General features: G+C 60.9%; 11 protein-coding genes. 9 read left to right on the top strand and 2 right to left on the bottom strand.

Features of this window, described 5'->3' with window-relative positions; translation table 11 throughout:
- Nucleotides 1–58: 58 nt before the first annotated feature.
- The 5 genes from ACT3TP_RS13355 (at nucleotide 59) to ACT3TP_RS13335 (ending at nucleotide 5599) form a co-directional block, all read left to right on the top strand.
- The gene (locus ACT3TP_RS13355; protein WP_096285545.1) at nucleotides 59–733 is read left to right on the top strand and encodes a response regulator; all 675 of its coding nucleotides are present in this window, start codon (nucleotides 59–61) and stop codon (nucleotides 731–733) included.
- 112 nt (nucleotides 734–845) lie between these two features.
- Nucleotides 846–3398 carry an ATP-dependent Clp protease ATP-binding subunit gene (locus ACT3TP_RS13350; protein WP_096285547.1) on the top strand — a complete coding sequence of 851 codons (2553 nt, stop codon included), beginning with the start codon at nucleotides 846–848 and terminating at the stop codon, nucleotides 3396–3398.
- Nucleotides 3399–3497: 99 nt separating this feature from the next.
- A complete protein-coding gene (locus ACT3TP_RS13345) occupies nucleotides 3498–3848 on the top strand; it encodes a VOC family protein (protein WP_096285549.1) in 351 nt (116 codons plus the stop codon).
- 77 nt (nucleotides 3849–3925) lie between these two features.
- Nucleotides 3926–4840 (top strand): hypothetical protein, encoded by a 915-nt coding sequence (locus tag ACT3TP_RS13340; RefSeq protein ID WP_096285551.1) that lies wholly within the window; start codon nucleotides 3926–3928, stop codon nucleotides 4838–4840.
- 96 nt (nucleotides 4841–4936) lie between these two features.
- On the top strand, nucleotides 4937–5599 hold the full coding sequence (locus tag ACT3TP_RS13335) for an alpha/beta hydrolase family protein (protein WP_096285553.1): 663 nt from the start codon (nucleotides 4937–4939) through the stop codon (nucleotides 5597–5599).
- Between the two features lie 159 nt (nucleotides 5600–5758).
- Here the strand turns inward: ACT3TP_RS13335 and ACT3TP_RS13330 are convergent, their stop codons facing one another.
- Together ACT3TP_RS13330 and ACT3TP_RS13325 are read right to left on the bottom strand one after the other, a co-directional pair.
- A complete protein-coding gene (locus ACT3TP_RS13330; RefSeq protein WP_096285555.1) occupies nucleotides 5759–6481 on the bottom strand; it encodes an AAA family ATPase in 723 nt (240 codons plus the stop codon).
- A 13-nt stretch (nucleotides 6482–6494) separates the two neighbouring features.
- The gene (locus ACT3TP_RS13325) at nucleotides 6495–7982 is read right to left on the bottom strand and encodes a helix-turn-helix domain-containing protein (protein WP_374955692.1); all 1488 of its coding nucleotides are present in this window, start codon (nucleotides 7980–7982) and stop codon (nucleotides 6495–6497) included.
- A gap of 194 nt (nucleotides 7983–8176) precedes the next feature.
- On the opposite strand from ACT3TP_RS13325, the gene ACT3TP_RS13320 reads away from it, so the two are divergent.
- The 4 genes from ACT3TP_RS13320 to aceB all read left to right on the top strand — a co-directional run bounded on the left by ACT3TP_RS13320 (nucleotide 8177) and on the right by aceB (nucleotide 12854).
- Nucleotides 8177–8914, top strand: coding sequence for a thymidylate kinase (locus ACT3TP_RS13320; protein ID WP_255248407.1), 738 nt, complete (start codon nucleotides 8177–8179; stop codon nucleotides 8912–8914).
- 9 nt (nucleotides 8915–8923) lie between these two features.
- The gene (locus tag ACT3TP_RS13315; protein ID WP_096285559.1) at nucleotides 8924–9526 is read left to right on the top strand and encodes a HutD family protein; all 603 of its coding nucleotides are present in this window, start codon (nucleotides 8924–8926) and stop codon (nucleotides 9524–9526) included.
- Between the two features lie 310 nt (nucleotides 9527–9836).
- Entirely contained in the window at nucleotides 9837–11138 is a 1302-nt protein-coding gene (aceA, locus tag ACT3TP_RS13310; protein ID WP_096285561.1) for an isocitrate lyase, read from the top strand.
- Nucleotides 11139–11216: 78 nt separating this feature from the next.
- Nucleotides 11217–12854 (top strand): malate synthase A, encoded by a 1638-nt coding sequence (gene aceB, locus ACT3TP_RS13305; RefSeq protein WP_096285563.1) that lies wholly within the window; start codon nucleotides 11217–11219, stop codon nucleotides 12852–12854.
- The last annotated feature ends 305 nt before the right edge of the window (nucleotides 12855–13159 follow it).

Genomic DNA, 13159 nt, shown 5'->3' with positions numbered 1-13159 from the left:
ATATACTTCGATTCATGCCAGGTTGTTTCTTGTGCCAACCACCGTTCAAAGGACCCCAATGGAACAGATTAAGGTGCTCATCGTCGATGACGAGCCGCTGATTCGGCATGCGCTTAGCACGATCCTAGCAACTGATCGTCGAATTGTGACCGTTAATACTCAAGAAAATGGTGAAGGGGCGGTTAATTATTGTGAAACACATGATGTAGACGTTGTTCTTATGGATTTGCAAATGCCAATTATGGACGGGATTGAAGCGACCAAAATTATCAAATCTGCCCATAATAGCCCCGCAATCCTTGCAATTACGGCCTTTTCATCAGATGACTATCTGGTTCCGGTGCTCATGGCCGGAGCCAGCGGCTACCTCGTGAAGGACACGGAGCCGGCCGAAATCATCGCGGCAGTTCATGCCGTTCACCAAGGCTCGGCGGCTATCTCCCCGTCGGTTTCTTCTGATCTAATCTCGGCTGTAAAAAACGTTTATAGTAAATCGCACGACATTGCAGGACTTATCGAAGATCTCGGACTAACTAATCGCGAAATGCAAATATTGGATCTTTTGGCAAAAGGATTCAACAATACGGAAATCAGCCGTCAGCTCGCGATCTCCGAGGCGACGGTAAAAACCCATATGGCGAAAATCTTCATGAAGCTCGAAGTGCGCGACCGCGTGCAGGCCCTCGTCGCCGCAGCCCGGCTAGGACTCGTCGAGATCTCCCGCCAAGTCTAGAGTTGTGAACTCGGCCTCTTATTGTTGCCTTGACAGACTTTGCGGGAATAGATTCGCTCATATTACGTTGAACATGAGCATAGACCACTCAAGTTTCTATTAGGAGGCTCACTTGCCAGCATTTTTCGGCTCCTCGTCAGATGGCTCGTTCGAGGAATTCCTCTCCCGGTTCCTTTCCTCGCGCACCCAAGCCGCGCGTCCCATCGACATTACGCGCCTGCTTTCGCAGCGCACCCACGAAGCAGTGTCCATCGCGGCTGCCTTCGCACATGAAAACGGTCATGCAGAAATCGATGCACTGCACCTGCTGGTCGCGTTGCTTCGCACCGAACCCGCCGGCCAGCACTTGAGCGCCATGGGCGTTGATCTGGAAGCCCTGGCCAAAGACGCCATCGAACGCTTGCCACGTCGGGAAGAAGCCACCGAGAAGCCATCACGCCTCTCGTCCGCCGCCCAGCGCAGCCTGTTCGATGCCTACCAGGTCGCTCGAAATTACGGTTCGACTTACATCGACCCGGAACACCTGTTCCTCGCCTTTGTCTTCTCCCCCGAATCTCCTGTGGGCATGCTGCTCGCGCAGCACGGTATCACCGGCCAGTCCCTGCAGCAGGCAGCCATGGAGCAGGCCCAGCGCGCCCAGACGGGAGAGGTGGAGTCCGGCGAAGAGCAAGACGTCTCTATGCTGGAACGCTACGGTACCGACCTGACGGCGCTGGCCTCCGATGGCCAGATCGACCCGGTCATCGGCCGCGAGGACGAATTGGCCCAGACCATTGAGATCCTGGCCCGTCGAACGAAGAACAACCCGGTGCTCATTGGTGAGGCAGGCGTCGGCAAAACCGCCATCGCCGAGGGGCTCGCCCGTGCCATCGTTGCGGATGAAGTCCCGGAACAGATCCGTGGCGTCCAGCTGATCTCCATCGACCTGCCCGGCATGCTCTCCGGCACCCGGTACCGCGGCGACTTCGAACAGCGGCTGACCGGCCTGCTCGAAGAGGTGGCCGACGCCGAGGGCCAAACACTGATATTCATCGATGAAATGCACCTCTTGGTCGGAGCCGGTTCCGGCGAGTCCGGAAATATGGACGCCGCAAATATCCTCAAGCCACGCCTGGCCCGCGGAGAGCTGCACCTGATCGGCGCCACCACCCTGGATGAATTCCGCAAGGTAGAGAAGGACTCCGCCCTGGCCCGCCGATTCGGCAAGGTCACCGTGGGAGAACCCTCTCAGGAAGTCGCGCTGGCAATCCTTGACGGGTTGCGCGAATCCTACGAAGACCACCACCAGGTGCAGTACACTCCCGAGGCACTGAAAGCAGCCGTCTCCTTGTCGGCTCGCTACCTGACAGACCGTCGCCTGCCGGACAAGGCGATCGACCTGCTCGATATTGCCGGTGCCCGCAGGTCAATCGCCGCAGGCGGTACCGAAGACGTGCAGGCGCTGCGCAACGAACTGGTGGAAGCAGATCGCGACAAGGCCCGAGCCGTCGGCGAGGAACGCTTCGAAGATGCCGGTGCGTGGCGCGACCACATCGCAACACTTACCGAACGCATCGCCGCCGCGGAGCAGGCGGGAGACTCGGGGGTTACCCGCATCGTCGATGAGGCCCAGATTTCCGAGGTCATCTCCCGGTCTACCGGCATCCCGACCTCGCGGATCAACGGGGACGACAAGACTCGATTGGCCTCCCTTGAGGAGCAGCTGCATGCTTCGGTCATCGGCCAGCATGACGCGGTGGCCGCGGTATCCCGCGCAGTACGCCGCAGCCGTACCGGGTTGGCCCCGGCACAGCGTCCGATCGGTTCCTTCCTGTTCCTCGGTCCCACCGGTGTGGGCAAGACCGAGTTGGCCAAGGCCCTGGCCAACAACCTCTTTGGCTCCTCCGAGTCGCTGGTGCGCATCGACATGAGCGAGTACGGAGAGAAGCACACGGTTTCGCGGCTCATCGGCGCCCCTCCGGGCTACGTCGGCCACGACGAACCCGGGCAGCTCACCGAAAAGGTCCGCCGCAACCCGTATTCGGTGATCCTGCTCGACGAGATCGAGAAGGCCCACCCGGACGTGTTCAACGTGCTGTTGCAGGTGCTGGATGACGGTCGGCTGACGGATACCGCCGGACGCACCGTGGACTTCTCCAACACACTGATCCTGATGACCAGTAACCTCGGTGGCGAGCACCTCGCCAGCAAGGCCGGCAACTTCGGCTTCACCTCGATCAATGCCGGCAGCGAGAAGGCCGAAATTCGAGCCAAGGTGATGGGCAAGGTACGCGAGTTCATGCGTCCCGAGTTCCTGAACCGGCTCGATGAGGTACTGCTCTTCGGCAAGCTCAGCGAATCCGAGATCGCCCAGATCGTCAAGCTGGTACTCGATGAGACCCGCAAGCACCTGGCGGGGCAAGAACTCAAGCTGCACGTCACCGACGCCGCAATCACTTGGTTGGCAGCCGAGGGCTATGACCCGGAGTTTGGTGCCCGCCCGCTGCGCCGCCTGGTGCAGCGCAAGGTGCAAGACGCCATTGCCGATCTATTGATCGGCGACGAAGTCGCCGCCGGAGACACCATCGAGGTGGACTTCGCCGGAGGCCAGCTCTCGGTTGCCAAGCAGGTTCCGGCCGCAGCCGCGGAACCGGCTGCACCGGTTATGGACTACTTCGGCAGCTAAGACTCCATGAAAACCAGAACCTACAGATCATCGCGATCTGTAGGTTCTGTTTTTCGTTTAAGTCTAGAAACCACTGCCGGCTCGCGGTAGGTTGAGCCCATGCCAAACATCGCCATGATCACCCTCGACGCCCAAGACGAAGTAGCTGCCGCCGAGTGGTGGCGGAAACGTCTCGGAGCCGAATACGCCGGGCAGTACCCGGGGTTCACCATGCTTACCGTCCCGGGCTTCAGCGCCAGGCTCGGATTTCAAAAAGTTGAATCGGTCTCCGCTGATAAGAATCGAGTGCATCTCGATCTAGAAGCCGATGGCGACCGCGAACAAAGCGTCGCCGGCTTTGTGGCCGCCGGCGCGGTCTTGGTTGAAGAACACACCGAGGATCCTAGCTTTGGGTGGAGCGTACTGCGCGATCCCTTTGGCATTACCTTCTGCCTTTCCGACCCGCACTAAGTCACACGCACTTTCCCAACGTGCAGAGCGGCATCGCTTCGATAGACTGATATTTACTCGAGTCTCCGGAGGTTCTCATGCGCTTGCGCTTCATATTCACCGCGGCGCTGGCCGCCCTGGCATTGACCGGTTGCTCGGTTCAAGCAACCCCGCCGCCCGGCGAAACTGCAGGTGTTCCGGCTTCGGCCACGACGTCATCACCTTCGCCAAGCCCGAACCCCGCTGCGGCCGAATCCTCAGCGACGCAACGTTATGATCCTGCGCGCGGCCTAGACGCTAGCGGACAGGACTGGGCCGATTCCATGATCCAGGCCTGGTTGGATAACTCCGGCATCAAGTCGGTCAAGGGTTTTCTCGGTGCCTACAAGCTCATAAATTCGTGGGATTCACCCAAGCCCGGGCATCTGTCCATTCATCTGGACAACTCATACCGTTTTAATCAGGACGGATCGGCCGATCATCTTGGGGGCCCCAAAGACGAACTGCGGATCATGGGGCGGGTCATGTTCGAAAGCATCGGCGAAAAATCCCCGGAGCTCGAATCAGTCACCTTTGCCACGGAGAACAAGCAGCATTCGGGCACCTTCTCGCGTGCCCGCACCGGAGCGGACCCGGCGGACCGGGAGGCCTGGGCCGAGGAAAAGTACGTGCAGTGGCTCGAAGCAATGAATGATACCTACGAGTCATTCTGCTCAGCGAGCATCAAGAAGATCGAAACCTATCGCGACTGCATTCCCACCGATCCCCACGCCTACATCGATTCGGTCTCTTCCCCGGCAATTGGCGAGCTAGTCGTCACCCTCGCCCCGGGGATCTGGCAGGGGAACACCTACGATACCGATTCGATACCCGGCGTCGACTTCGTTTCGGGCAACATGATGCTCAAAATCAACAGCAAAGCCCACGGACCGGAGCAGGTGGAAACTCTCACCGTCAAGGTGCAGGGAACTGAGGAAACGAGTACCGAACACAAATCAGAGTGGACCCAGTAGGCGTTTGGTCAGTGACGGGCCCCGGCCCGCGCATACGAGCCAAAGTGGTGAACACCCGGTTCGTGGAACCGAACAACAAGACTTAGCCTTGAAGGCATGGACCAGGAAATGAGAATCCCATGGGAAAGCGGAACCCTCACCGCCATCGTTGACCACGCGGAGCATCCCAGCGCTTTTCTGATTCTGGCTCATGGATCTGGAGCGGGCAAAGACCACGACTTCATGTCGGGGTTTTCCCAAGCAATGGCTAAGCGTGGAGTATCGGTATTGCGTTTTAACTTCCCCTATATGGACGCCGGGAAGAAGTTTCCTAATAAGGCTCCCGTTGCCCTAGCGGTGTGGAAACACGTCCGAGAATGGGCCGGCACCCACCTGACAGGCGACCTACCCGTTTTTACCGCCGGGAAATCCTTCGGCGGGCGAATGGCGTCTCTGGCGGTTGCCGAGGACATGCCCACCGAAGCGCTCATTTTTCTTGGGTATCCCTTGCATGCCCCCAAGAAGGAAGAAAAGCTTCGCGACGAGCATCTCTACCCGCTGAGCACACCGATGCTTTTCCTCGAAGGAACCCGTGATCCCTTCGCGAACCCGGCAATCATCTCTCGCGTAGTCGCAGGGTTGAACGCCGACTGCGAACTTATCTGGTTCGAGGGCGGTGACCATTCATTCAAGGTTGCCCGTTCCGGTCGCAGCGTCGCCGAGGATGGCGCACAATTGACCGAAGCCACCGAGAAATTCATTCGAAGGCACCTGAACTGATGTCTGGCACATCGCAACACAAAAACAGACGGTATCCGAATGACTGCGTGTACCTTCGGGCAAGGCCAGAACCCCCAGTCATTTCGGTCCCTGGATCACCAAGCCCCCGGCGGTGATCACCATCTGTTTCACCATCATCGGTGCAGCAATTCTGCGCGGTTACTCCGTCTCCGGCGAGCCGAGGAAAGCGCCCGGATCGGTGAAGAATTCCCGCCAGTTTCTGACCAGTTCCAAGTGGTCGTATTCGCTCTCGCGGAACCCCCAGGAACCGACCTCCAGTATTCGTGCTCCAGGGAAGGCGGCCAGTACCGGGGAATGGGTGGAGATGAGCACCTGCGAGCCGCGCTCCACGATCCCGCGCAGCCGCTCGATCAACTGCACGCAGCCGGTTAGGGACAGCGCCGACTCGGGCTCGTCGAGGACCCACAGCCCCTTGAGCCGGATCCGTTCCTCGATGAGGTCCAAGAAAGATTCGCCATGGCTGCGCTCATGCAACGCCGATCCCACGCTCGATTCCTCCAAGTACGTGTAGAAGGAATGCATGGTTTCGGCACGCAGAAAGAACCCCTTGCGTGGGGCGGCAGCACCACGGTGAAGTTTCAGCAGCTGCGAGAGGGTGGATTCAGAGGCCCGGGTGGCATGCATGGCGCCGGTGGATCCGCCCTCGGCGTTCAACCCGTACGCGATGGCCAGAGCTTCGAGCAGCGTTGACTTGCCGACCCCGTTCTCCCCCACCATCACGGTCACCGCTCCCAGGTCCAGGCCTTCGAGCAGAAGTTGGCGTACCGGCGGCATCACCATAGGCCAGTGCGCGGGCAACTCGGCATTCGGCTCGCTTGCCTCGATCCGACGCACCGGCAAGAACAAATCGCTTCGATTCATCGCCACTTATTGGCTACCTCTGCTGCTGCAAAAAGCGGTAGACCTCGGTCTCATCCACGCCGGGGAAGGCACCGGTTGGCATGGCGGCCAAGAGGTGGGTGTTGGCGCGCGTCGAAGGCCATGCGTTGCCGAACCACTCGCTGGACAGCTCGGCCGGTGGACGCCTGCAGCAATTTTCATCTGGACAGGTCGACTGGCAACGCTCCTTGGTGTCGCGGCCGCGGAACCATTTCACATGCTCAAAGGGAACGCCTATGGACAGTGAATACAATCCCGAGGAGTGCCGCTCGGTCCGCGCGGTGCACCAATAGGTCCCGTTGACCGTGTCCGTGTACTGCTCGAAGGAGCGGAACTTATCCAGCTGGTCAAAGACCACGCGGCTGGTCCAGTAGCGGCAGATGCTCTGCCCTTCGATGGCGCCGGTATGGTCGGCAGGAAAATTCACCCGGTCATTCTCGTAGGCCTTGTGCAGGATGCCCGATTCGTGGACCTTCTGGAAGTGGCAGGTCATGCCCAGATGCTCGGTGGCGAGATTGGTGAACCGGTGCGCCGCGGTTTCGTAGGAAACCGCAAAGGCATCACGCAGATCCTCAATGGCCAGTTCCCGGTTGGCCTTGGCCCGGCGCAGGAATGCCGTGGTGGATTTCTCCGGCATCATCAGCGCCGCGGCGAAATAGTTTGTGGCGACGCGCTGGTCCAGGAAGTCCGCATAGCTTGTGGGTGCCTCATGCCCGAGCAGGTAGTGGCCCAGCGCCTGCAATAGCACCGAGCGCGGATCATGCTCGGAGCGGCTGGTCTGGGTCAGATAGATCCTTTTGTTCTTCAGATCCGTGACCGAACGGGTCGAGTGCGGGAGATTTCCCACGAACCGGAGGCTGAAGCCGAGATGCTCGGCGATATCCGCCGCGCGATGGTGCGAGAGCGGGCCTTCGTCATGACCTACCGCCGCGAGCACCTTGGCCGCTTCCTGCTCGATTTCCTTGTAGTAGTTGTTTCGCTGGCGCATCTCTTGGCGCAACGCCGTGTTGGCTCGACGAGCCTCCTCCGGTGTTGCCGCCTGTTCGTTGAGCCGGCGCTCCAATTCATGCTGCAGCCCGACCAGGGATTCCAGCACGTCCATCGGCAACCGCGTGCCGACCCGCACCGTGGGCAGACCCAATGCCTCGTAGAGCGGGCCGCGTTGGGCCCGTTCCAAATCGATTTCCAGCGCCGCGCGACGAGTGGGAGGCTCCGCACCTAGAAGATCATCAACACCTACCTGCAACGCCCTGGCCAGAGACTTCAGCAGGGAAAGCTTCGGTTCGCGTTTGCCGTTTTCGATCAGCGACAGCTGGCTCGGCGCCGTATCGACCAAGGTTGAAACGTCGTCCAGGGTCAACCCCTTGGACTTGCGCAGGTGGCGGATCCGCCGGCCGAGCGCGAGCGTGTCCAGGGCGGCGTCAATGCCCTGATCGGTTTCCGGTTCTTGCGATGAGCTTCGATTCCATGTGGGTGCAGTCACATTCATAGCCTAAGCGAAGAACAGGTAATTTTTCTAGAAATTCGGTAAAAATCGCGTCGATAACGTCGTTTCGTTAGCTTATGCGCCAAAGTTTTCGGCTTCTTCGCTTTCACCGCTGAGTTCTGTTTTCGCCCTTGCCTCGGCTGGCCGCTCCGGTTGCCTCCGTTGAACCGCGTCCCGCACAAGCAGCCTTCATGAGATTCACATCGAATTTTCAGCCAGAAATTGGTATCACCACGGCGTTGCCACTCGTTATACGTTTCGAGCACACTGTCCATCCACCAATATTCGAAGGGAGCCGCAAGATCGCCTCCATTGCCATTAGACCCATCACGCCTGCCGTTCGAGCCCCCGCCGAGGATTCCTGCCAGGCCCTGATTATTCTGGGCATGGACGGTGCGGGGAAAACCACCACCATCCGCGAACTGGTGCGCAGCTTGGAGCTCCGTGGCCAAGCTGCCCAAAGCCTGGCAAACCCTGCCGGGCGCCGCTGGCTGACGCGTGCGGAACAAAAGCTCGGGCTCACTATGCCAATAGCCCTTCAGGACGCGATGGAGACGATGATCCGCACCGGCAACATCGCCTTGAACGCTAGGCGAGCTGCGCTGTTCCCGGGCGTGACCGTGATGGACCGCCACCTCTTTTGCCAGCTTGCGCTGCGCAGCATCCGCCAGTTGCCGCACGGACGCTTCCTGACGTGGCTGGCCCGGAACAGCGTGCAGCGGGCGCAGGTGGTCGTCCTAGACGTCGACGTGCGCACCGCTCATGCTCGCATCGTTGCGCGCGGCGAGGATTCGGAAACCTATGCCTTCCTGCACGCCAGCCGGGCAGAGTATCTGCGGCTTGCGGCAACCCACGGCTGGCCCGTCATCGATGCCACGCAGAGCACCGCGCGGGTGGTCGATGAGCTGATGACCCTCTGGGAGAAGTAAACTCGAACCATGAGTGAAGCTCCCCAGCAATTCCTGCCAGGTTCCGTCACCCCGCTTGCCCAGAGCAGCAAGAAGCAGTGGGAGCTGGGCCAGGTCCGCCAGATCTGCGCCGGTGAATTGACGGACGGCGGGCAGCTCACCGCGGCATCCCAAGATTCGGGCAGCTGGCAACTTTCGATTCGCTCGATCGAAAAGGCCGGGTCCTTCCACAACGCGGGGACCTCGCAGGTGCTCACCCTGCTAGCCGGAGATTTTCTCCAGCTCGACGTCGACGGGCAGGCGCAAGGCCTGGAACCGCTGCGCCCGCTGAAAATCGAGGCAACGCTTCCGGTCTCCACCAGCCAGCCCGCACAGGAGCTGCTGGTTCTGCATCTGCTCACCCGGCCCGAGCGGGTACGCGGCACGGTGCGCATCGTTGAGCTTTCCAAGAAGCGCGAGCAGTACCTCTTCGATGGCCAGCTGGGCATCATGCTGCAGGGCAACGGCGTCCTGACGCTGCACGGCGAAGAGCGCAAGCTCGAACTGCGCGATACCGTCATCGGCGGTGATGCGGCCGAACCGACGATCTCCGGGCGCGGATTCATGGCCGTCGTTTCGCTAGACCTGCCGTAACCGCCATAGATCGCACACACCTGGCTTAGCTGCCTTTGGCGCGCCCACAACCCCAAACCGCCACCACTTCATTCCTCAAGAAAAACACTTCTTCAGATTACGAAGTCTCCAAATCAACCATTTCTGCCATTTTTCACTTATTCATGCGAAAAAACCTACTTTTTTCAGCTTTCTCGAAGAACCGCGAATCTTTCCCTCGAATACCCCTATTCGCCCCCTTGCATCTACGGAAAAGTAAGTGTCACGAAGAAGTTCACCGCATCTCTCCGATTCGGGCGAACACCAACATGTGGGCGAAGGGGCCAGAACAATGACCGAGCAGAATTCGATCGACAACCGCATCGCAACTATCGAAAACGATTGGGCGAACAACCCACGCTGGAGCGGGACCACCCGCGACTACAGCGCAGCCGACGTCGTGAAACTGCAGGGCCGGGTTCAGGAAGAGCACACCCTGGCCAAGCGTGGCTCCGAGAAGCTGTGGAAGCAGCTGACCGAAGAAACCCCGACCGGCGGCTACACCAACGCACTGGGTGCGTTGACCGGCAACCAGGCGGTCCAGCAGGTCAAGGCCGGCCTGCGGGCCATCTACCTCTCCGGTTGGCAGGTCGCCGCGGATGCAAACATTTCCGGCCAGACCTACCCGGACCAGTCGCTCTACCCGGCCAACTCGGTTCCGCAGGTCGTACGCCGCATCAACAACGCGTTGCTCCGTGCAGATGAGATCGAATTCTCCGAGGGCATCCAAAGCGTCGAGGACTGGATGGTCCCGATCGTCGCAGATGCCGAGGCAGGATTCGGCGGCCCGCTGAACGCCTACGAGCTGATGAAGTCGATGATCACCGCCGGTGCCTCGGGAGTCCACTGGGAAGACCAGCTGGCTTCGGAAAAGAAGTGCGGCCACCTCGGCGGCAAGGTGCTGATCCCTACCCAGCAGCACGTCCGCACGCTGAATGCGGCCCGCCTGGCGGCCGACGTGGCCGGCACTCCCTCGGTGGTCATCGCCCGCACCGACGCCGAGGCGGCAACCCTGATCACCTCGGATGTCGACGAACGCGATCAGCAATTCATCACCGGCGAGCGCACCGCGGAGGGCTTCTATAAGGTCCGCAACGGCATCGAACCATGCATCGCCCGCGCCAAGGCCTACGCTCCGTACTCCGACCTCATCTGGATGGAAACCGGAACCCCGGACCTGGAAATGGCCCGCAAGTTCGCCGAATCGGTCAAGGCCGACTTCCCGGATCAGATGCTCTCCTACAACTGCTCGCCTTCCTTCAACTGGAAGAAGCACCTGGACGACGCGACGATCGCCAAGTTCCAGCGCGAACTCGGCGCGATGGGCTTCAGCTTCCAGTTCATCACGCTGGCCGGCTTCCACGCGCTGAACCACTCGATGTTCGACCTCGCCGAGGGCTATGCCCGCGAAGGCATGAGCGCCTACGTCGAACTGCAGGAGCGCGAATTCGCCTCCGAGTCCCGCGGCTACACCGCAACCAAGCACCAGCGCGAAGTAGGCACCGGCTACTTCGACGCGATCGCCACGGCATTGAACCCCAATGCCTCCACCCTCGCTCTGGTCGGCTCCACCGAAGAAGGCCAGTTCCACTAACTCGGACCCCAGCGGTCCGGACGGTGGGGCCGGCATTGACGCCGGCCCCACCGCCCTCAAACTTTTAAGGAAAAGATCATGTCAACCCCCACCTCCCTGAACCCGATCCAGATCACCGCTACCCCAGTGCGCTACCAGGAGCAGATCCTCACCGCACAGGCCCTTGAATTCATCGCCGCCCTGCACCAGGCGTTCGAAGGCCGCCGCGCCGAGCTGATGCAGCGCCGCCAGCTGAATCGGGCGCGCATCGCCAATGGCAAGGACCCGAAGTTCCTGGAGGAAACCCGCCACATCCGCGAAGATTCAAGCTGGCAGGTGGCCCCGATCGCTCCGGGCCTGGAGGACCGCCGGGTGGAGATCACCGGACCGATCGAGCGCAAGATGGCGATCAACGCGTTGAACTCCGGCGCGAACGTGTGGCTGGCCGACATGGAGGACGCCTGCTCACCGACCTGGCAGAACGTGATCAAGAACCAGGTGAACCTGCTGCGCGTGCTGGACGGCGAGCTCGACTTCACCGCCCCGGACGGCCGGGACTACAAGCTGCACAGCTACGAGCTGTCGCAGCTGCCAACCATCGTGGTCCGCCCGCGTGGGCTGCACCTGCCGGAGAAGCACCTGCTGATCGACGGGACGCCGATCGCCGGCGCCTTTGTCGACTTCGGCCTGCATTTCTTCCACAACGCCCAGCGGCTGATCGATTCGGGCCGCGGCGCCTACTACTACCTGCCGAAGCTGGAGAACCACCTGGAGGCGCGGCTGTGGAACGACGTGTTCCTGCTGGCCCAACAGCTGCTGGGCATCGATCGCGGCACCATCCGCGCCACGGTGCTCATCGAGACCATCACCGCGGCCTTCGAGATGGAGGAGATCCTCTACGAGCTGCGTGAGCACTCGGCCGGGCTGAACGCCGGACGCTGGGACTACATCTTCTCGATCATCAAGAACTTCCGTTCCCGCGGCCCGCGCTTCGTCTTCCCGGACCGGGACCTGGTGACCATGACCAGCCCGTTCATGCGCGCCTACACCGAGCAGCTGGTCCGTGCCTGCCACCGCCGCGGCGCCAGCGCCATCGGCGGAATGAGCGCCTTCGTGCCCAGCCGCAAGGACGCCTCCATCAACCAGCTCGCCTTCGCGAAGGTCTCCGAGGACAAGTCCCGCGAGGCCAACGACGGCTTCGACGGCTCCTGGGTGGCCCACCCGGACCTGGTGCCGGTGGCCCGCGAGGTGTACGACGAGGTTTTGGGCGCCAACGCGAACCAGATCTCCCGGACCCGCGAGGACGTGGAAGTTTCCGAAAGCGAGCTGCTGAACGTGGCAGGCCTGGAGGGCCGGATCACCGAGCGCGGGATCCGCGAGAACATCGAGATCGCCATCCGCTACATCGAGTCCTGGCTGCGCGGCAACGGCGCGGTGGCGCTGCGCAACCTGATGGAGGATGCGGCCACCGCGGAAATCTCCCGCTCCCAGCTGTGGCAGTGGATCCACCAGTCGGCCATCACCGACGAGGGCGAGATCATCACCCGCCGCTGGGTGCAGGATCTGGCCGAAGAAACCATGGAGCGGATCGAGCGCTTCGAGGGGGACCGCTTCGAGCAGGCGGTGGAGATCTTCGAGGCCAGCGCGCTGCGCGACGACTTCCCGACCTTCCTGACCAAGAACGCCTACCTGCGCTACCTGGACACCCCGGCTCCGGCCTACGAGATAGCGGGCTAGTCCAGGACACCAACTCGGCTGCACGCGCCTGAACTCAACAAGCGAAGCGGTACGGCCACGAATTGCGGCATTCATCGGATGGTAACCAGCCCATCCGGGGGATGCCGTTTTTCGTGCCCCGTAGTTGCCACGCCATGCTAGGCATTGACCGCTCGACCTCTGGCGCTTCTCGTTCGCAAAGCGGAATTGAAATCCGAAAATGAGTTGATCATCGCGTTCCAAGCAGCTGGAATTCCATATGACCTTGCGAAGGACGCGGCGTGGGTCATCATGAACATCATCATCTAGTTGATACCAGCCAGATG

Source organism: Glutamicibacter sp. AOP38-B1-38, from assembly GCF_052377485.1.
In the GTDB taxonomy this organism is placed as follows: Bacteria; Actinomycetota; Actinomycetes; order Actinomycetales; family Micrococcaceae; genus Glutamicibacter.
This window is presented reverse-complemented; position numbering and strand designations above follow the sequence as displayed.

Coding starts and splice junctions, on each gene's coding strand:
- ACT3TP_RS13315 (WP_096285559.1), top strand. CDS start 8,924: ATGAGTGAAGCTCCCCAGCAATTCCTGCCAGGTTCCGTCACCCCGCTT.
- ACT3TP_RS13340 (WP_096285551.1), top strand. CDS start 3,926: ATGCGCTTGCGCTTCATATTCACCGCGGCGCTGGCCGCCCTGGCATTG.
- ACT3TP_RS13345 (WP_096285549.1), top strand. CDS start 3,498: ATGCCAAACATCGCCATGATCACCCTCGACGCCCAAGACGAAGTAGCT.
- aceA (WP_096285561.1), top strand. CDS start 9,837: ATGACCGAGCAGAATTCGATCGACAACCGCATCGCAACTATCGAAAAC.
- ACT3TP_RS13330 (WP_096285555.1), bottom strand. CDS start 6,481: ATGAATCGAAGCGATTTGTTCTTGCCGGTGCGTCGGATCGAGGCAAGC.
- aceB (WP_096285563.1), top strand. CDS start 11,217: ATGTCAACCCCCACCTCCCTGAACCCGATCCAGATCACCGCTACCCCA.
- ACT3TP_RS13335 (WP_096285553.1), top strand. CDS start 4,937: ATGGACCAGGAAATGAGAATCCCATGGGAAAGCGGAACCCTCACCGCC.
- ACT3TP_RS13320 (WP_255248407.1), top strand. CDS start 8,177: ATGAGATTCACATCGAATTTTCAGCCAGAAATTGGTATCACCACGGCG.
- ACT3TP_RS13355 (WP_096285545.1), top strand. CDS start 59: ATGGAACAGATTAAGGTGCTCATCGTCGATGACGAGCCGCTGATTCGG.